This is a genomic window from Arthrobacter sp. P1_D4 (genome assembly GCF_056406115.1).
In genome coordinates, this window is the sequence record NZ_JBFUAU010000013.1 from 154,653 (window position 1) to 172,791 (window position 18,139).

The window sequence follows — 18,139 nt, forward strand, 5'->3', positions numbered from 1 at the left end:
CGGCTGTACCGACCGCACGAAGGAAAAGGGAAGAACAATGATGTTGAACCGCAAGAACAAGGGCCGGACCGGCCGACTGGGAAGCATGGTGGCCATCACCGCCGTGGCCGCACTGGCGCTGACAGCCTGCAACAGCGGCTCTGCATCCTCGACCGATACCAGCAGCCCCTCGGCAGGCGGCGGGGACCAGAAGATCACCTTCATCCCCAAGCAGCTGAACAACCCGTACACGGACGTTGTTCTGGGCGGCGGCAAGAAGGGCGCCACCGAGGCAGGATTCGCTTCCTCGCAGGTCGTCGGACCGCTGGAAGCCTCCGCCTCCAGCCAGGTTTCGTTCATCAACGCCGAGACTCAGGCCGGCACGAACGTCATCGCGATTGCCGCCAATGACCCCGACGCCGTCTGCACGGCCCTCGGCGAAGCCCGTTCCGCCGGCGCCAAGATCGTCGCGTTCGACTCGGATACCAATCCCGACTGCCGCGACATCTTCATCAGCCAGGTCGTCGCCAAGGACGTTGCCTTGATCCAGACCAAGCTGATTTCCGAGCAGATCGGCGGCAGCGGCGAGATCGCCATCCTGTCCGCCACCGCCAACGCCACCAACCAGAACGAGTGGATTAAGTACATGGAGGAGGAGCTCGCCTCCAACCCCGCGTACAAGGACATCAAGCTTGTGGCCAAGGTCTACGGCGATGACAACGACACCAAGTCCTTCCAGGAAGCCCAGGGCCTCATGCAGGCCCACCCGAACCTGAAGGGCATCATCTCGCCCACCACAGTGGGCATCGCCGCTACCGCCCGGTACCTCTCAACGTCCGCCTACAAGGGCAAGGTTGCCCTCACCGGGCTCGGACTGCCGAATGAAATGCGGCCCTTCGTGAAGGACGGCACCGTCAAGGAGTTCGCCCTCTGGGATCCGGCACAGCTCGGCTACGTTGCGGCGTTCGCCGGCAAGGCCCTCAAGGACGGCAAGATCACCGGCGCCGAAGGGGATACCTTCACCGCCGGCGAACTGGGCGAACGTAAGGTCGAAAAGGGCGGCCTGGTGATCGTCGGCCCGCCGACGGTCTTCAACGCCGAGAACATCGACAAGTACAACTTCTAATCCTTACCTGACCCATCCCGAGCGGCCGGGCGGGCCGCCGACAGCCCGCCCGGCACCTCACCACTTCACTCCGTTCCGCTTCACCGGTGCCACAGCACCGGGCCCACGGCGCCTGCTCCACAGCCGTGCCCGGAAACCACGTTCCGGAGCCCCAGTTCCCCTTTTTCATGCCGGAAGGCCCCCACATGAACCAGAAACAACCGGCAGACCGGCTGCTGCAACCGCATCGGCGCCGCCCCACCCGCATCGGGCTGGTCTCCGGCGGCCTCGGCGCCTACTGGCCCCAGTTCCCGGAGCTGCTGCCGCAGCTGCGGGAGTCCGTCCGCTACGTCACCGGCCGCTTCCAGGAACTCGACGCCGACGTCATCGACACCGGCTTCATCTCCGACGCGCAGGAAGCCGCCGCGGCCGGCGAAAAACTCCGTGTCGCCGACTGCGACCTCATCGTCATCTTCCTCACCACGTACCTGACGTCCTCCATGGTCCTGCCCATCGCCCAGCGCGCGAAAACCCCCGTCCTGGTGATCGACCTGCAGCCAACCGAAGCGATGGACCACGCCAACTTTGACACCGGCAAGTGGCTGGCCTACTGCGGCCAGTGCCCGGTGCCGGAGGTCGCCAACGTCTTCCGCCGGGCCGGAATCGACTTCCGCTCAGTCTCGGGGCACCTCAAGCAGGAGTCCGCCTGGGAGCGGATCACCGCGTGGGTGCACGCCGCCGGCGTCCGCGCCCGGCTCCGCAATGCCCGGCACGGACTCATGGGCCACCTCTATCCGGGCATGCTCGATGTCGCCACCGACCTCACCACCGTGTCCACCACCTTCGGCTCCCACGTGGAGGTGCTGGAATTCGATGACCTCCGCGAACGGGTCAACGCCGTCACGGAGGCGGAGGTGACCGAACGGCTCGGGCTCGCCCGCGAACTCTTCGTTGTGGATGACTCCGTGAACGACGACGACTTCGCATGGGGCGCGAAGGTGTCCGTCGGCCTGGACCGCCTTGTGGAGGACTTTGACCTGGACTCCGTGGCCTACTATCACCGCGGACTGGCCGGCGAACAGCACGAACGGCTCGGCGCCGGGATGATTCTGGGCTCCTCCATCCTGACGGCCCGGGGCATCCCGATGGCCGGCGAGTTCGAGCTGCGGACCTCCATCGCCATGCTGGCGGCCCAGGCGATCGGCGCCGGGGGATCATTTACCGAGATCCAGGCCCTGAACTTCCTCGACAACGTGGTCGAAATGGGACACGACGGCCCGGCCCACCTGGCCGTGTCCGCCCAGGACCCGCTCCTGCGCGGACTCGGCATCTACCACGGCAAACGCGGCTGGGGCGTCTCGGTCGAATTCGACGTTCGCCGCGGCCCCGTCACCACCTTCGGCCTCGGCCAGGACCCGGACGGAAGCTACGTGTTCGTCACCTCCGAGGGCGAGGTGGTTCCCGGCCCGCTCCTGCAGATCGGCAACACGACCTCCCGGGTGGACTTCGGCGGGGACCCCGGGCTCTGGGTGGACGTCTGGAGCCAGACCGGAATCGGCCACCACTGGGCCCTGTGCGTCGGCCACCGCGCCGCCGACATCAAGGCCGCCGCATCCCTGCTGGGTATCGAACACCGCCACGTGGTGCTCTCATGAGCACGGAACGCGTCTGCTTCCAGCTTCAGGTCAAGCCCGCGCTGATCGGGGAATACACCCGCCGGCACGCGGCCGTCTGGCCGGAGATGCTCCGGGCCCTGAAGGCCTCGGGCTGGAACAACTACTCACTCTTCCTCCGGCCCGACGGGCTCCTGATCGGCTACTTCGAAACGGACAGCCTGACCGAAGCCCAGGCCCGGATGGCAGCCACTGACGTCAACGCCCACTGGCAGGCCGAGATGGCCGGCTTCTTCGACGACCTCGCCGGAGCGCCGGACCAAGGCTTCCTCCAGCTCACCGAAATCTTCAATCTCGAGGACCAGTTGTCCGCGGCCAACGCCGCCGGGGACAACCACCAACCGCAGAAGGAACAACCATGAACACCACAGAAACGGCCCTGGGCCGCCTCGGGGAACTCGCCATCGAGGTCCCGTCCTGGGCCTACGGCAACTCCGGCACCCGCTTCAAGGTGTTCGGCACGCCCGGCACCCCGCGCACGGTCCACGAGAAGCTGGCCGACGCCGCGAAGGTCCACGAACTCACCGGACTCGCGCCCACCGTGGCGCTGCACATCCCCTGGGACAAGGTGGATGATTACGCGGCCCTGAAGGAGTTCGCGGCGGAGCTCGGCGTGGGACTCGGCACCATTAACTCCAACACCTTCCAGGACGACGAGTACAAGTTTGGTTCCCTGACCTCCTCGAACCCTGCGGTCCGCCGCCGCGCGATCGACCACCACCTCGAGTGCCTGGAGATCATGAACGCCACGGGCTCGCGGGATCTGAAGATCTGGCTCGCGGACGGCACCAACTACCCGGGCCAGGACGACATGCGCGGCCGGCAGGACCGCCTGGCCGAGTCGCTGCAGGAAATCTACGCGGCCCTGGGCGACGAGCAGCGCCTGGTGCTGGAGTACAAGTTCTTCGAGCCGGCTTTCTACCACACCGACGTTCCGGACTGGGGTACCTCCTACGCCCAGACCCTGGCCCTGGGCGAGAAAGCCTTCGTCTGCCTCGACACCGGCCACCACGCCCCCGGCACCAACATCGAGTTCATCGTCATGCAGCTGCTGCGCCTGGGCAAGCTCGGCTCCTTCGACTTCAACTCCCGCTTCTACGCGGACGATGACCTGATCGTCGGTGCGGCGGATCCCTTCCAGCTCTTCCGGATCATGCACGAGGTCATCCGCGGCGGCGGGTTCGGCAAGTCCGCAGGAGAGAATTCAGCCGTCGCCCTGATGCTGGACCAGTGCCACAACCTGGAGGAAAAGATCCCGGGCCAGATCCGGTCTGTGCTCAATGTCCAGGAAATGACCGCCCGCGCCCTGCTGATCGACACCGACGCGCTGGCCGAGGCCCAGCGCAGCGGCGACGTCCTGGCCGCCAACGGCATCTTCAACGATGCCTTTTACACCGATGTCCGCCCCGCGCTGGCGCATTGGCGTGAATCCCGCGGCCTGCCCGCGGACCCGATGGCCGCCTTCAAGGCCAGCGGTTACCAGAAGAAGATCAACGAGGACCGCGTCGGCGGCCACCAGGCCGGATGGGGCGCTTAAATAATGACCAATAAGACTGTTGAAGAACTGATCTCCCGTTCCAACCGCCTCGGCGCGGACAAGCGGAACACCAACTTCGCCGGCGGCAACACCTCCGCCAAGGGCACCGAAAAGGACCCCGTGACCGGCGACGACGTCGAGCTCCTGTGGGTCAAGGGCTCCGGCGGGGATCTGGGCACGCTGAAGGCCGAGGGCCTTGCCGTGCTGCGGCTGGACCGGCTGCAGGCGCTCAGGAACGTGTACCCCGGCGTCGAGCGTGAAGACGAAATGGTCGCCGCGTTCGATTACTGCCTGCACGGTAAGGGCGGCGCCGCGCCGTCGATCGATACCGCCATGCATGGCCTGGTCGATGCCGCCCACGTGGACCACCTGCACCCGGACTCCGGGATCGCCATCGCCACGGCCGCCGACGGCGAGGCCCTGACCAAGGAGATCTTCGGCGAGAAAGTGGCCTGGGTGCCGTGGCGGCGCCCCGGCTTCCAGCTCGGCCTGGACATCGCCGCGATCAAGGACGCCAACCCGCAGGCCGTCGGCACCATCCTGGGCGGCCACGGCATCACCGCCTGGGGCGCCACCAGCGAGGAAGCCGAGGCCAACTCGCTGTGGATCATCGAACAGGCCGAGCAGTACATCAAGGACCACGGCAAGAACGAACCGTTCGGTCCCAAGCTGGCCGGCTACGCCGCCCTCCCGGAAACCGAGCGCCGCGCGAAGGCCGCCGCCCTGGCCCCCGTGATCCGCGGCCTCGCCTCCACCGACAAGCCGCAGCTGGGGCACTTCAGCGACGACCCCGCCGTCCTGGCGTTCCTGGAAAGCGCCGAACACCCGCGGCTCGGGGCCCTGGGCACGTCCTGCCCGGACCACTTCCTGCGCACCAAGGTCAAGCCGCTGGTCCTGGACCTGCCCGCCGACGCCCCGGTCCAGGACTCCGTGGCCCGGCTGAAAGAACTCCACACCGCCTACCGCGAGGACTACCAGGGGTACTACGACCGGCACGCAACCCCGGACAGCCCCGCCCTGCGCGGCGCGGACCCGGCGATCGTGCTGGTGCCCGGCGTGGGCATGTTCTCCTTCGGCGCGAACAAGCAGACCGCCCGGGTGGCGGGGGAGTTCTACCTCAACGCCATCAACGTCATGCGCGGCGCCGAAGCCGTCTCCAGCTATGCCCCGATCGAGGAAGCCGAGAAGTTCCGGATCGAATACTGGGCCCTGGAGGAGGCCAAACTGGCCCGGATGCCCAAGCCGAAATCCCATGCCGGCCGGATCGCCTTGGTGACCGGGGCGGCGTCGGGCATCGGCAAGGCGATCGCCACCCGCTTCGCCGCCGACGGCGCGTGCGTGGTCATCGCGGACCTGAACCTGGACAACGCCCGGGCCGTGGCCGCGGAACTCGGCGGCGCCGACGTCGCGATCGGGGTCCAGGCCGACGTCACCGACGAAGCCCAGATCGCCGCCGCCATCCAGGAAGCCGTCCTGGCCTTCGGCGGACTGGACCTGGTGGTCAACAACGCCGGGCTCTCCATCTCCAAGCCGCTGCTGGAAACCACAGAAAAGGACTGGGACCTCCAGCACAACGTCATGGCCAAGGGCTCGTTCCTGGTGGCCAAGGCGGCCGCACAGGTGATGATCGGCCAGGAGATGGGCGGGGACATCATCTACATCTCCTCCAAGAACTCCGTGTTCGCCGGCCCGAACAACATCGCCTACTCCGCCACCAAGGCAGACCAGGCCCACCAGGTCAGGCTCCTCGCCGCGGAACTGGGCGAGTACGGGATCCGGGTCAACGGCATCAACCCCGACGGCGTGGTCCGCGGCTCCGGGATCTTCGCCGGCGGCTGGGGCGCCAAGCGCGCCGCCGTCTACGGCGTGCAGGAAGAGGAACTGGGCAAGTACTACGCCCAGCGCACCCTGCTCAAGCGCGAAGTGCTGCCCGAAAACGTGGCCAACGCCGCCGCCGTGCTCACCGGCAGCGAGCTCTCCCACACCACGGGGCTCCACATCCCCGTGGACGCCGGCGTGGCCGCGGCCTTCCTGCGATGAGCCTTCCTGGGATGAACCTTCGTGCGCTGAACACTGCGCCACCAGCGGATACCGCGCCCGGCGGCGACCCGTTCGCTGGGAATGTCGATGCCGGCAGTGCTTTTGCCGCAATCGACATCGGCGCGTCCTCAGGCCGGGTCATCCTGGGCCGGGTCGCGGGCAGTCCCGGTGGGGCGAGGGCCGAGCTGGAGACCGTGCGCCGGTTCCCCAACGGGGTCAAGGAGCTCGACGGCGGCCTCCGCTGGGACTTCGACGCGCTGTTCGCCGAGGTCCTCGCCGGGCTCGCGGCCGCCGCCACGGCGGCAGCGGCCCGCGGCGAGAGCATCGCCAGCATCGGGATCGACACCTGGGCCGTGGACTACGGGCTGGTCAACGACGCCGGTGACCTGGTCGCGGCGCCGTTCAGCTACCGCGACGACCGGTCCCGTGCCGCCATCTCCCGGGTCCACAAAAGACTCGATCCGGCCCGGCTCTACGCCACCACCGGGCTGCAGTTCCTGCCGTTCAACACGATCTACCAGCTCGCCACGGAGCCGGCGCTGGAGGGGCTGCAGGCGCTGCTCATCCCGGACCTCATCGGGTTCCTGCTCACCGGCCAGCGCCGCACCGAGGCCACCAACGCCTCCACCACCGGGCTCTTCGACGCCGTCGCGGGGGAGTGGGCCACGGAGTTCCTCACCGCCCTGGACCTCCCCACGAACCTGTTCCCGCCGCTGATCCAGCCCGGCGAGACCGTCGGCACCCTCGCCAAGGACATCGCGGCACGCCTGGGACTTCCCGAAACCACCGCGGTGGTAGCCGTCAGCTCGCACGACACCGCCTCGGCCATCGCCGCCGTCCCGGCGGACGCCGGAGGCGCTGGCGCCGGAGCTGCTACCGGGAATTTCGCGTACGTCTCCTCCGGCACGTGGTCCCTGGTCGGCGTCGAACTGTCCCACCCGGTCCTGACCGAGGCCAGCCGGACCGCGAACTTCACCAACGAACGCGGCGTGGACGGCACCATCCGCTACCTGCGCAACGTCGGCGGCCTCTGGCTGCTCAGCGAATGCCAGCGCACCTGGGCCGCCGAAGGCTACCGGCCGGGGCTCGAGGAACTGCTCGACGCGGCCGCGACTCTTCCGCCCGGCGGCCCGGTCATCAACGCCGACGACCCCTGTTTCATCGCCCCGGACAACATGCCCGAACGGATCCGGGCCGCGGTCCGGAACACCGGCGCTGTCTTGCCGGAGCATCCCGCGCACATCGTGCGGTGCATCCTGGACAGCCTCGCCGCCGGCTACGCCCGGACCATCGCCGACGCCGAACGGCTCGCCGACGTCCAGGCCGGCGTCGTACACATTGTGGGCGGCGGATCCCAGAACCGGCTTTTGTGCCAGCTCACCGCCGACGCCACCGGCAAACGCGTGATCGCCGGACCCGTGGAAGCCACGGCCCTGGGCAACGTCCTGGTCCAGGCCCGCGCCGCAGGCGTGCTCAGCGGCGGGTTGGGGGAGTTGCGCGCGGTGGTGCGTGCCTCCCAGCACCCGGCGGAGTACGTGCCCTCAGCCCGGGCCGCACACCAGAGCGTCGTCCCCAGCGGAGGTGCCCAGTGAGGATCGCGCTTTTCGCCACATGCATCGTGGACGCCATGTACCCAGCCACGGCCCGCGCCACGGTGTCCATCCTCGAACGCCTCGGCCACGAGGTCATCTTTCCGGCCGGCCAGGCCTGCTGCGGGCAGATGCACGTCAACAGCGGCTACCTCAAGGAGGCGCTGCCCGTCGTCGCCAACCATGTGAAGGCCTTCGAAGACGATGAGTACGACGTCGCCGTCGCACCGTCCGGCTCCTGCGTCGCCTCCGTGAAGCACCAGCACCCCATGGTCGCCCGCCGCTGCGGGGACGCGGGGCTGGAAGCCCGGGCCGCCGCCGTCGGAGCCAAAACCTACGAGCTCTCCCAGCTCCTGGTGGATGTCTTGGGCGTCACCGACGCAGCGGCGCAGCTGGGCTCGTACTTCCCGCACCGGATCACCTACCACCCCAGCTGCCACGGCATGCGCCTGCTCCGGCTCGGCGACCGCCAACTGGACTTGCTGCGCTCGGTTGGCGGCATCGAACTGGCCGAACTGCCCGAGGCCGACCAGTGCTGCGGCTTCGGCGGCACCTTCTCGATGAAGAACGCGGACGTGTCCTCGGCGATGCTGGCGGACAAGACCGCCAACATCTGCGGCACGGGCGCCGACCTTTGCGCCGGCGGCGACGCGTCCTGCTTGATGCACATCGGTGGCGGACTGTCCCGGCAGGGCACCGGCGTCACCACGATGCACTTCGCCGAGATCCTGGCCAGCACCCTCGAGAATCCCGCCGCCGTCTCCGGCGACGTCCGCCTCACCACCGGAAGGACCGCACGATGAGCGGCACATTCCTGGGGATGCCGTCCCTGCCGGTCTTCGGCATCGGCAACCTGCACGAACACGAGCCCTTCCCGAAAGCCGCCCGCCGCGAGCTCGGCAACCCCCAGCTGCGGGCCAACCTCGGCCACGCCACCCGGACCATCCGGGACAAGCGGCTGGCCGTCGTGTCCGAACTCCCCGACTGGGAGGAGCTGCGCGAGGCGGGCCGGGCGATCAAGGAATCCGTCATGACCCGGCTACCGGAACTGCTCGAAGAGTTCGAGGCGAACTTCACCGCCCGTGGGGGGACCATCCACTGGGCCCGGGACGCCGGCGAAGCCAACAGCATTGTCGCCGCCCTCATCCGGGACCAGGGCGCCACCGAGGTGGTCAAGGTCAAGTCCATGGCCACGCAGGAAATCGGCCTCAACGAATACCTCGAAGAACAGGGCATCGCGGCTTACGAGACCGACCTCGCCGAGCTCATCGTCCAACTGGACCACGACAAGCCCAGCCACATCCTGGTCCCGGCCATCCACAAGAACCGCAGCCAGGTCCGGGACATCTTCCTGCGCGAAATGGAGGGGGTGGATCCGGAGCTCACCAACGAGCCGGCCCGCCTCGCCGCGGCCGCCCGGGCACACCTGCGCCGCAAGTTCCTCAGCGCCAAGGTGGCCGTGTCCGGCGCGAACTTCGCCCTCGCAGACTCCGGGACCCTCGCCGTCGTCGAATCCGAAGGCAACGGGCGCATGTGCCTGACGCTGCCGGAAACGCTCATCACCGTCATGGGCGTCGAAAAACTGCTGCCGGGCTGGGAGGACCTCGAAGTGTTCATGCAGCTGCTCCCGCGGTCATCCACCGGCGAGCGGATGAACCCCTACACCTCGCTGTGGACCGCCGTCACGCCCGACGACGGCCCGCAGAACGTCCACCTCGTCCTGCTGGACAACGGGCGCAGCGCCGCCCTGGCCGACGAGATGGGCCGCTCCGCGCTGCACTGCATCCGCTGCAGCGCCTGCATGAACGTCTGCCCCGTCTACGAACGCACCGGCGGGCACGCTTACGGATCCACCTACCCTGGACCGATCGGCGCGATCCTGTCCCCGCTGCTGACCGGGATCACGGCGGAGGAGAACAACTCGCTGCCATACGCTTCGTCCCTGTGTGGAGCCTGCTACGACGCCTGCCCGGTGAAGATCAACATCCCGGACATCCTGGTGCACCTGCGGGGCGAGGACGTGGACAGCAAACGCGGCAAGAACCGCAGGAAAAGGGCGATGCCGAGCCAGATGGACGTCGGCATGAAGGCGGCCTCCTGGGCGCTGTCCTCCGGAAAGAACCTGGGCCTCGTGGAGAAGGCGTTGCCCCTGGGCCGGCTTGCCGCTGGGCCGGACCGGAAGATCACCAAACTGCCCGGCATCGCCGCCGGCTGGACCCAGAGCCGGGACATCCCCGCACCGCCGGGGCAGTCTTTCCGTCAATGGTGGAACAAGGAACACCGGGCCGCCGGACCCGATGCAGCCCCGGCTGCCGGCACCGACGCTGCCGGCACCGACGCCCCCGGCCCAGGATCAGCCGGAACAGAGGAGAACCCGTGAACGCGCGCGCAGACATACTCGACCGGATCCGCTCCGCCCTCCGGGACGCCCCGGCGGTACCGGAGGTGCCCCGCGACTACCGGCGCTCCTCCGGGCTGGGCGGGGAGGAGCTCATCGAACTGCTGACGGACCGGCTCCTCGACTACAAGGCGAACGTCTTCATCGAGGAAGCCGCCGCGGTGCCGCAACGGCTCGCCGCCCTCCTCGAGGGCACCGGCCGCTACGCCGTGCCGCACGGCCTCGCGGAGTCCCTGTTTGCGGAGGCGGACGCTCACGACGGCGGCTCCGGCCGCCGCGTCACTGACGCCCCTGGGCAGCGGCTCAGCGTCGAGGAACTCGACGGGATCGACGCCGTCGTCACCGGCAGCGCCGTCGCCGTCGCCGAAACCGGCTCCATCATCCTCGACGCCGCACCGGACCAGGGGCGCCGGGTCATCAGCCTCGTCCCGGACCGGCACATCTGCATTGTCCGGGCCGGGGACATTACCGCCATCCTGCCGGAGGCCCTCCGCCGGCTCGACGGCACCCGCCCGCAGACCTGGATCAGCGGCCCCAGCGCCACCAGCGACATCGAACTCGAACGCGTCGAAGGCGTCCACGGCCCCCGGACCCTGGACGTCGTGATCGTCCGCAGGTAGGCGGGAGGCCGGAGCCCGCTTCCCTACCAGCGCGAGGGAAGCGGGCCCTCCTGGGTGGCGGCGACGGCCCCGGAAAGTCGATTGTCCCGATCACTCAGAGGAAACTCATGTTCTTCTCAGCAGGGAGATGAACCATGGAAGCATGTACCTAGTCGACCCCAGAGCCTATGCGCATCGCTTAATGCATCCGGGCGCCTGGTTCCGCGCTTCAGTCCGCCGGCACGTCCCCGCCAGGGACCACGCCCGCGACCAGCAGCCCACGCACTCCAGGTTCGACTATCTGGAGGCTGGCCTCACGGGAACACTGAGCACGGCCCATTCACGGCGCAGGGCCAAGGAACTCGAGCGGGCCTTCCGGAACGGCGACGTTTCCTACGAGGACGCGTGCCTGGAGATGGAGCACCTCGACGGGGAGCTGTGAACGGCTGGCAGCGCCCGACGGACCCTACAACCTCTACAACGTCATCTGGCGCGCTCAGAACTGGGTCCTGCAGAACTGCGACGACTAGTCCGTTTTGGCTTCGGGGGCCGGTGCCTGCGTTTTAGGAGCAGGTGGTGAGGAAACCTGTGGCGCCGGGGCGGGCATGGAAGGTCACCGTGTGGCCGGCGTCATCGCGGAAGATGGCCTTTGGGCCGGTCACTGTGATGGCGCCGGGCTGGTAGGGGTTCATCCAGCCTTCAGGCGGGTTGCCGTGGCCGTCGTCCAGCGCCTCGTCTGCGACGAAATAGGCGCCCTGCACGAGCGCTTCATGGATGCCGCTGTGTGTGTAGAGACTGTACGGCGAGCCTGAGGCGGCCATCGTTGTTGGCTTGGCCGGGGTCCCACTTGCCGGATCCCCCTGCATCGCGCACCCGCACAGCAGCGCCAACCCTGCAGCGGCTGCGAGGCCCAAGTGGTATCGAGTTCTCATGCCCCAAGGCTCTAGGGCGTTGCCTCAATGGTCAAGAGCCAGGCAGGCCTGCCGGCAGGCAAAAGACAGCGGGGAGGGAGGGCCCGAATGGGCTGGGCGTAGGGTGGATGGTGGACGAAAGGAGCACTTCATGAAGAAAATCCTCATGGTACTGACCAGCGTTTCCGAGATCGGCGATACCGGAGAGAAGACCGGCTACAACGTGGCCGAGGCTGCACATCCCTGGAAGGTCTTCAAGGATTCCGGGCATTTCGTCGACTTCGCCTCCATCCAGGGCGGCCAGCCCCCGCGCGACGAGGTGGACTCAGAAGATCCCATCCAGGTCGCCTTCACGGAGGACGAGACCACGCGCGCCGGCCTCTACAACACTGCCCGCGTCGACGTCGTTGATCCCGACCAGTACGACGCCGTCTACCTCGTGGGCGGCCACGGCACGATGTGGGACTTCCCGGACAGCGAAGGCTTGCAGAACCTGGTGGCCAGCGTCTACAACGCCGGCGGCTTGGTGGGCGCGGTCTGCCACGGACCGGCCGGCCTGCTGAACGTGGAATTGAAGAACGGGCTTCGCCTCGTCGAGGGCCGGAAGGTGGCCGCCTTCACCAACGACGAGGAGGTTGCCGCAGGGAAGGACAAGGTCATCCCGTTCTTCTTGGCCGACCGACTTGAGGAACAGGGTGCCACCCACGTCTCCGCTGACGTCTTTGAGGAGAAGGTCGTGGTTGACGACCGGCTGGTGACCGGACAGAACCCGGCCTCGGCCGCCGGCGTGGCCAAGGAGATGGAGAAGCTCTTCGCAGCGGTCATCCATCAGGAAAAAGCCGAGGAACAGCACGACGCGGAGGCTCTGCGCGCCGAGAAGGACGCCGAGAAAGACGCCAAGAAGGCTGCCGCAGAAGCGGAGCACTAACACCAAGATCGCACTGAAACTGGCGGCCACCCCGGCAACGGGGTGGCCGCCTCCGGTATGCGGCAACCGCGAACACAAAACAAGGATCAGTAGCCGTACTTGTTGACCACGACCTGCACAATGTTGGTGTCGTCGTCCCGACCGTAGTCACTGATCGTGATGCGTACGTTCCAGCCGTCAATGACTCCAACACCCCGGCAGTCCAGTCCGCCGGCATTGATCTTCTGTTCCCGTACGCATGGCTTGTACTCCTGGGGCGTCAAACCCACCTGCTGAACGTACCGCTCCAGGTCACCCTCCAGGTACTTCCGGTGAGTGTCCCAACGGTATGCGTACTGGGAGCAAGGTCCATCGAGCGGGATGCACAGCGCACTGCCCACCGGATTCTGTGTTCTCAAGGGTTCCCATCCCGGCTCTGGTTGGAGGCGGTCGGCAATCGTCTTGAGCTCAGCGACGATCTGATCGCTCTTCCACGATGACCAGAGGAAGAGTGCGGTGACAAAGGCAACCGTTACTGCCAGCACACCGAGCCATATTTTGCGGCCTCTGCTCATTCTCGTCCCGCTCCCCACGGCGTACCTCTCTGGTTGTGAGACCTGTAGTCCACCCCGCCACCGCGCTGGGCTGGTCCACCGACCGTCTCGCCTTCGCCACCTACCGCCCCGAGCCGGGTGAATGACCGTCCTGCCGAGCGGTGGCCGGCAGCGCCTACGGACCTAACTGGCGCGGCGATAGCGGATGTGCGTGGCCAGCGGTGAGTGGAGCACCTCGGCCGGTTCGCCGCACCAATATTTCCATTCATAAGGAGTTCTATGGGGTTCTAGGGAATACCCTATAACGCCATATAACTCCGTATAAGTGGGGGGTGAACCTGGTGGAACCCCTACAGCTCCGGCCAGGTGAAAATGGCAGTTTGATTCAGGACCGGTGTGACGGCTGGAATGACCGATGCCACCCCTGCGTCCGGACCAAGACCAGGGAACGCGACATTAGATCCGAAGGACACCTCCTGTCGGGCTACTGTAGATCGTCCGGGACGCCGAACCGCCTTCCAATGAGTACGCGAATGGCCGCGAGTAGAGGCTGATCTTCCAGCGCAATGCCCTCGCCCCCGTAATGCACACCCGTTTCGTCACCCACTGCTTCTATGTCAAAAAGGTTGAGGACCTCGGCCACGCGAACCTGATACTCGGTGGCGATCATTTGGCGAGACACACGAACTGGAATTGTGCTGAGTTTGCGCGCGACCTTAGCAGCGGATTCATTCATGGGCGCACTCTTGCATGGCGTTCCGCCATTGCACAAGGGGGGCGCTTCGGACCTAGTCCGGGAGTATAAGGCGACGTTAGGCTCGCGGGATCTGGGCCCATCCTCCCGCGGCACCCGCCGGCAAAACCCTGTCGGCGCAGGTTCCCATACCGGCGGATCGTCGTGCAAAGACCCGCCAGGCTGCTGGCCGCTTCTTCGCCCGAGAGTGCGCAGTCAATCCACAACATAATGACCGTTAGGTTGTGGGCGTTGATGTCGGGGCGGCCCGGCGTTGAAGCTACCGGTCGACCGGACTCAGAACACGTTCTGAGATGCTTCTCCTCTCGAGCCGGACGGAGGACTGATCTGGAAAGATCTACCAAGTTCTAGGTGGTTCTAGGAAAAACCGTAGAACCACCTAGAACTTGGTAGAACTCGGAATACCTGAAGTTGTCACCCCTAAAAACCCAGGGCTGACAATCTGGGTTCGAGCCCCATGCGCTCGCCTACAGCGGCCGTTGGCCTCCGTCAGCCCAGAATAGGTACACGGTCCGCCTCATAGCCGCGAAGCCCTTGGCTGTCGTGGACCTCTCGGAGATGATGAATGCAGCGCGCTGAGAGGGGCGAGGCAATATCTGATGTGGGTCCGGACGCCCGAGCGTCCAGGATGGAAACCATTCTGCGTATACGGAGGGGAATCCGGGCGGCCCAGCTTCGGATTACCCTGGACGACGTCCAGGGACGTCAGACGCCGGAGGCGGTAGTACGACTTGCACAGCTAAGGCCCCCAAAGCTGCCGTCCCCCTTCGGCACGTTGAGAACGCCGGACGGGAAGCTCCGGAGGGATCCGGAGGCTCGGAGAGAATTGGCTCTACATGTGCGCCGTAACATTCTGGCCGCGCAGTTGAGGGTCGCCCTGGACGCGACGCGGGGCCGGCCTACGCCCGAAGCCGTGAAGCGACTGGCGCAGATGGAGCTTCCATCTCTGAGGTGAGGGATTTTGGCGCCGCCGCCGGGGCAGTCGTCGCACCCCAAGTGCGTGCGTTGGCATCTCGTTGCGGCCACGATTCCTCGAAATTTGCACCAAAAATGCACCACGAAGGCCCCGAGAAATGTAGAAAACCCCCGGTTTCCCGGGGGTTTTCCGTGGCGGTGACGGTGGGATTTGAACCCACGTTGGCTTTTACACCAAACAACATTTCGAGTGTTGCACCTTCGGCCGCTCGGACACGTCACCAACCTGACTAGGGTACCGGAGCAAGGCGCCCATCCACAAAACGGGCTCCAACGGCACCCTCGCAACGCCCTGCCCGCCGACTCGCCGGAACCCGGAACCCTTCCCCGCGAACAGCCCGGGCACTAGATTCGTAAGCACAATGACTACTTCTGAACAGCACGCCACGGCCACCGCCTATTGGACCGTCGGCCCGGAACAAGGCGAGCTCCGCAGCGAGGACCTGCCCGCCCCCGGCCCCGGTGAGGCACTGGTCCGGACCCTGTATTCGGGCATCAGCAAGGGCACCGAGCTGGTGGTCCATCACGCCAGCGTCCCGGAGTGCGTCGCCAACGCGATGGCCGCCCCCAACCAGGAGGGGGATTTCCCCTACCCGGTGAAGTTCGGCTACCTCACCGTGGGCGTGGTCGAGGACGGACCGGAGGGCTGGACCGGTAGGACCGTCTTCTGCCTCTATCCGCACCAGGACCGCTTCATCGTCCCGGTCGAGTCCCTCACCGTGATCCCCGACGGCGTCCCGGCCCGCCGCGCGGTGCTCACCGGCACCGTGGAAACCGCGATCAACGGCCTTTGGGAGGCCGGGCCCCGCCTGGGCGACCGCGTCGCCGTGATTGGGGCCGGACTGGTCGGCGGCATGGTGGCCCGGCTCCTGGCCGGCTTTCCGCTCGCGCGGCTGCAGCTGATCGACGTCGACCCCGCCAAGCGCGCGTTCGCGGACGCCCTCGGCGTCGACTTCAGCCACCCGGATGACGCCCTCCCGGACTGCGACATCGTGATCCACTGCTCCGCGTCCCAGGAAGGCCTGCAACGAAGCCTGCAGCTGGTGGGCGACGACGGCGACATCATCGAAATGTCCTGGTACGCCGACCGGAAAATCTCCCTCCCGCTGGGGGAGGACTTCCATGCCCGCCGCCTGTCCATCCGGGCCAGCCAGGTGGGAATGGTGGCCCGCGCACGGCGGCACCGCCGCACCAACGCCGAGCGTCTCGCGCTCGCCGTGTCCCTGCTGCAGGATCCGGTCTTTGACGTCTTCCTGACCGGCTCCTCGCCGTTCGCGCAGCTCCCCGGCGTCGTCCAGCGGCTCGCCGACGGGACCCTGGACGCCCTCTGCCACGTGATTGAATACCCGCCCACCGAATTCACATCCGCCGACCAGCCCACAGAGTTCAAATCCGCCGACCAGCCCACCGAAGCCACGAGGTAGCCCGTGTTTAGTCTGACCGTCCGCCGCAACTTCATGATCGCCCACAGCCTTCCGCGCGAGGTCTTCGGCCCGGCCCAGGGCCTGCACGGGGCCACCTTCGTCACGGAGGTGACCTTCCGCCGTCGTGAGCTCAATGACGACGCGATCGTGCTGGACATCGGCGCGGCAGGGGACGCGGTGGACGAGATCCTGGACGAGCTGAACTACAAGAACCTCGACGAGCACCCGGACTTCTCCGGCAAGCTGAGCACCACCGAAGCCCTCGCCCGGTACATCGCCGACGCCGTCGCCACCCAGATCCGCGTCGGCAACGACGGGCGCGACCTCGCCGGGCTGGACGTCACCCTGCGCGAGACCCCCGACGCCTGGGCCAGCTACTCGCTGGACTTCGACGCCCGCTAGGCGCCGCAGATGCCGCCGGCCAGCCCTCGTATCCGTCTTGTGGTGCCCGGCAACGTCCGGCACAACTCCGGTGGCAACGTCTACAACGCGGCGCTCGCCCGGGAGTTGACGGCCCTCGGTGCCGCGGTGGAAACCTGCCCGCTCGACGGCGACTGGCCGGGAGGCAGCGCGGGGGACCGGCGGCGCCTGGCCACGCTGCTGCACGCGGGGCCCGACGGCGGCCACGCCTGGGGCGGCGGCCCCGCAACTGCCGGCGCCGCAACTTGGGGCACAGTGACGGTGGTCGACAGCCTCCTCGCCTGCGGTGCGCCCGAGGAGCTGGAAGGGGCCGCTGCGGCGGGGGACCGGGTCTGGATCCTGCTGCACATGCCCCTGCCGGACCACCCGGAGCGCGAACGCAGGGCCCTGCGGGCGGCTGCCGGCGTCATCTGCACAAGCGGTTCGGCCGCGGCGGGCATCCGCGCCCGCCACGGCCTCGACGGCCTCCGGGTGGCCCTGCCCGGGACCGCCCCCGCGCCGCTCGCGGCCGGCAGCCGGTCGGCCGGCGCGCCGCACCTGATCGCCGTGGCGGCCCTGCTGCCGAACAAGGACCAGTCGCTCCTGCTGGACGGGCTCGCCCGGCTCGCGGATGTGCCCTGGACGGCGTCCCTCATCGGCTCTGACACCGCCGATCCGGCCTACGCCGCGCAGCTCCGGACCTCCGTGGAGCGCCTGGGCCTGGCCGGGAGGGTCCGCATCCCGGGCGAGCTGCGGGGCCCGGCACTGGATGCTGAATGGGATGCTGCCGATCTCAGCCTGCTGATTTCCCGGGCCGAAACCTACGGCCTGGTGGTCACCGAATCCCTGGCCAGGGGGATTCCCGTGGTGGTGCGCGAGGGCACCGGAGCCGTCGAGGCGCTCGCCGCCGGCACCCTGCCCGGGCAGCCGGCGGCCTTTCTGCCGCCGGACTGTCCACCCGGCACACCGGTGCCGGGGTTGCCGGGCGCCGCCGTCGGGCTCGGAACGGACCCCGCCCCGCTGGCGGACCTGCTCCGCCGCTGGCTGGACGACCCCGGTCTCAGGGGCCGCTGGCGGGAGGCGGCAGCGGCCGCCCGGGGCCGGTTGCCCGGCTGGGACGCCACCGCCCGGACCGTTCTGGGCTTCCTGTCGACGGAACCGACGGAACCGACGGAGCCCACGGAAACCGCGGAACCCACGGAAACCGCGATAACCGGTGAAACTGGGCCGCCCAGAAACCATCCGGCGCGGGTTGATACGGCTTCTTGATACCGCTGACAGAGAAGCTGTTGGAG

At 67.6% G+C, this 18,139-nt stretch carries 17 protein-coding genes and 1 tRNA gene; 14 read left to right on the top strand and 4 right to left on the bottom strand.

Annotation, left to right across the window (positions count from 1 at the left end; all coding sequences use genetic code 11):
- Positions 1–37 precede the first annotated feature (37 nt).
- From rhaS to AC1D0A_RS14125, 10 genes are all read left to right on the top strand, one after another.
- Complete coding sequence (gene rhaS, locus AC1D0A_RS14080) at positions 38–1,105, top strand: rhamnose ABC transporter substrate-binding protein (protein WP_084476154.1); 1,068 nt, start codon at positions 38–40, stop codon at positions 1,103–1,105.
- 185 nt (positions 1,106–1,290) lie between these two features.
- Positions 1,291–2,739: an L-fucose/L-arabinose isomerase family protein gene (locus AC1D0A_RS14085; protein ID WP_028277161.1), complete on the top strand. Its 1,449-nt coding sequence runs from the start codon at positions 1,291–1,293 to the stop codon at positions 2,737–2,739.
- Entirely contained in the window at positions 2,736–3,119 is a 384-nt protein-coding gene (locus tag AC1D0A_RS14090; RefSeq protein WP_028277160.1) for an L-rhamnose mutarotase, read from the top strand. Before AC1D0A_RS14085 ends, AC1D0A_RS14090 begins: the two co-directional genes overlap by 4 nt.
- On the top strand, positions 3,116–4,294 hold the full coding sequence (gene rhaI / locus AC1D0A_RS14095) for an L-rhamnose isomerase (protein ID WP_230008181.1): 1,179 nt from the start codon (positions 3,116–3,118) through the stop codon (positions 4,292–4,294). The genes AC1D0A_RS14090 and rhaI overlap by 4 nt, the downstream gene beginning before the upstream one ends.
- Before the next feature lie 3 nt (positions 4,295–4,297).
- Complete coding sequence (locus tag AC1D0A_RS14100; RefSeq protein WP_476946071.1) at positions 4,298–6,334, top strand: bifunctional aldolase/short-chain dehydrogenase; 2,037 nt, start codon at positions 4,298–4,300, stop codon at positions 6,332–6,334.
- 11 nt (positions 6,335–6,345) lie between these two features.
- Entirely contained in the window at positions 6,346–7,926 is a 1,581-nt protein-coding gene (locus tag AC1D0A_RS14105; protein ID WP_476946072.1) for a rhamnulokinase, read from the top strand.
- On the top strand, positions 7,923–8,726 hold the full coding sequence (locus tag AC1D0A_RS14110; protein WP_476943890.1) for a (Fe-S)-binding protein: 804 nt from the start codon (positions 7,923–7,925) through the stop codon (positions 8,724–8,726). The genes AC1D0A_RS14105 and AC1D0A_RS14110 overlap by 4 nt, the downstream gene beginning before the upstream one ends.
- Positions 8,723–10,303, top strand: a complete 1,581-nt coding sequence (locus AC1D0A_RS14115; RefSeq protein ID WP_476946073.1) for a LutB/LldF family L-lactate oxidation iron-sulfur protein — start codon at positions 8,723–8,725, stop codon at positions 10,301–10,303. Before AC1D0A_RS14110 ends, AC1D0A_RS14115 begins: the two co-directional genes overlap by 4 nt.
- Positions 10,300–10,941: a LutC/YkgG family protein gene (locus AC1D0A_RS14120; protein ID WP_476946074.1), complete on the top strand. Its 642-nt coding sequence runs from the start codon at positions 10,300–10,302 to the stop codon at positions 10,939–10,941. Before AC1D0A_RS14115 ends, AC1D0A_RS14120 begins: the two co-directional genes overlap by 4 nt.
- 181 nt (positions 10,942–11,122) lie before the next feature.
- A complete protein-coding gene (locus AC1D0A_RS14125) occupies positions 11,123–11,362 on the top strand; it encodes a hypothetical protein (protein WP_476946075.1) in 240 nt (79 codons plus the stop codon).
- A gap of 121 nt (positions 11,363–11,483) precedes the next feature.
- Here the strand turns inward: AC1D0A_RS14125 and AC1D0A_RS14130 are convergent, their stop codons facing one another.
- The gene (locus AC1D0A_RS14130; RefSeq protein WP_476943892.1) at positions 11,484–11,852 is read right to left on the bottom strand and encodes a hypothetical protein; all 369 of its coding nucleotides are present in this window, start codon (positions 11,850–11,852) and stop codon (positions 11,484–11,486) included.
- A gap of 130 nt (positions 11,853–11,982) precedes the next feature.
- Here AC1D0A_RS14130 and AC1D0A_RS14135 point away from each other — a divergent pair, with 130 nt between their 5' ends.
- The gene (locus AC1D0A_RS14135) at positions 11,983–12,759 is read left to right on the top strand and encodes a type 1 glutamine amidotransferase domain-containing protein (protein ID WP_476850637.1); all 777 of its coding nucleotides are present in this window, start codon (positions 11,983–11,985) and stop codon (positions 12,757–12,759) included.
- Positions 12,760–12,845: 86 nt separating this feature from the next.
- On the opposite strand, the gene AC1D0A_RS14140 is transcribed toward AC1D0A_RS14135, so the two are convergent.
- The 3 genes from AC1D0A_RS14140 to AC1D0A_RS14150 form a co-directional block, all read right to left on the bottom strand.
- Complete coding sequence (locus AC1D0A_RS14140) at positions 12,846–13,157, bottom strand: hypothetical protein (protein ID WP_476946076.1); 312 nt, start codon at positions 13,155–13,157, stop codon at positions 12,846–12,848.
- 619 nt (positions 13,158–13,776) lie between these two features.
- Complete coding sequence (locus AC1D0A_RS14145) at positions 13,777–14,028, bottom strand: hypothetical protein (RefSeq protein ID WP_476944341.1); 252 nt, start codon at positions 14,026–14,028, stop codon at positions 13,777–13,779.
- A gap of 1,126 nt (positions 14,029–15,154) precedes the next feature.
- A tRNA-Ser gene (locus tag AC1D0A_RS14150) sits at positions 15,155–15,244 on the bottom strand.
- Positions 15,245–15,383: 139 nt separating this feature from the next.
- Here AC1D0A_RS14150 and AC1D0A_RS14155 point away from each other — a divergent pair.
- From AC1D0A_RS14155 to AC1D0A_RS14165, 3 genes are read left to right on the top strand one after another with little or no spacing between them, the layout of a single operon-like run.
- Positions 15,384–16,445: a zinc-dependent alcohol dehydrogenase gene (locus tag AC1D0A_RS14155; protein ID WP_476944340.1), complete on the top strand. Its 1,062-nt coding sequence runs from the start codon at positions 15,384–15,386 to the stop codon at positions 16,443–16,445.
- 3 nt (positions 16,446–16,448) lie between these two features.
- The gene (locus tag AC1D0A_RS14160) at positions 16,449–16,847 is read left to right on the top strand and encodes a 6-pyruvoyl trahydropterin synthase family protein (RefSeq protein ID WP_459383830.1); all 399 of its coding nucleotides are present in this window, start codon (positions 16,449–16,451) and stop codon (positions 16,845–16,847) included.
- A 9-nt stretch (positions 16,848–16,856) separates the two neighbouring features.
- A complete protein-coding gene (locus AC1D0A_RS14165; protein ID WP_476946077.1) occupies positions 16,857–18,113 on the top strand; it encodes a glycosyltransferase family 4 protein in 1,257 nt (418 codons plus the stop codon).
- Positions 18,114–18,139 lie beyond the last annotated feature (26 nt).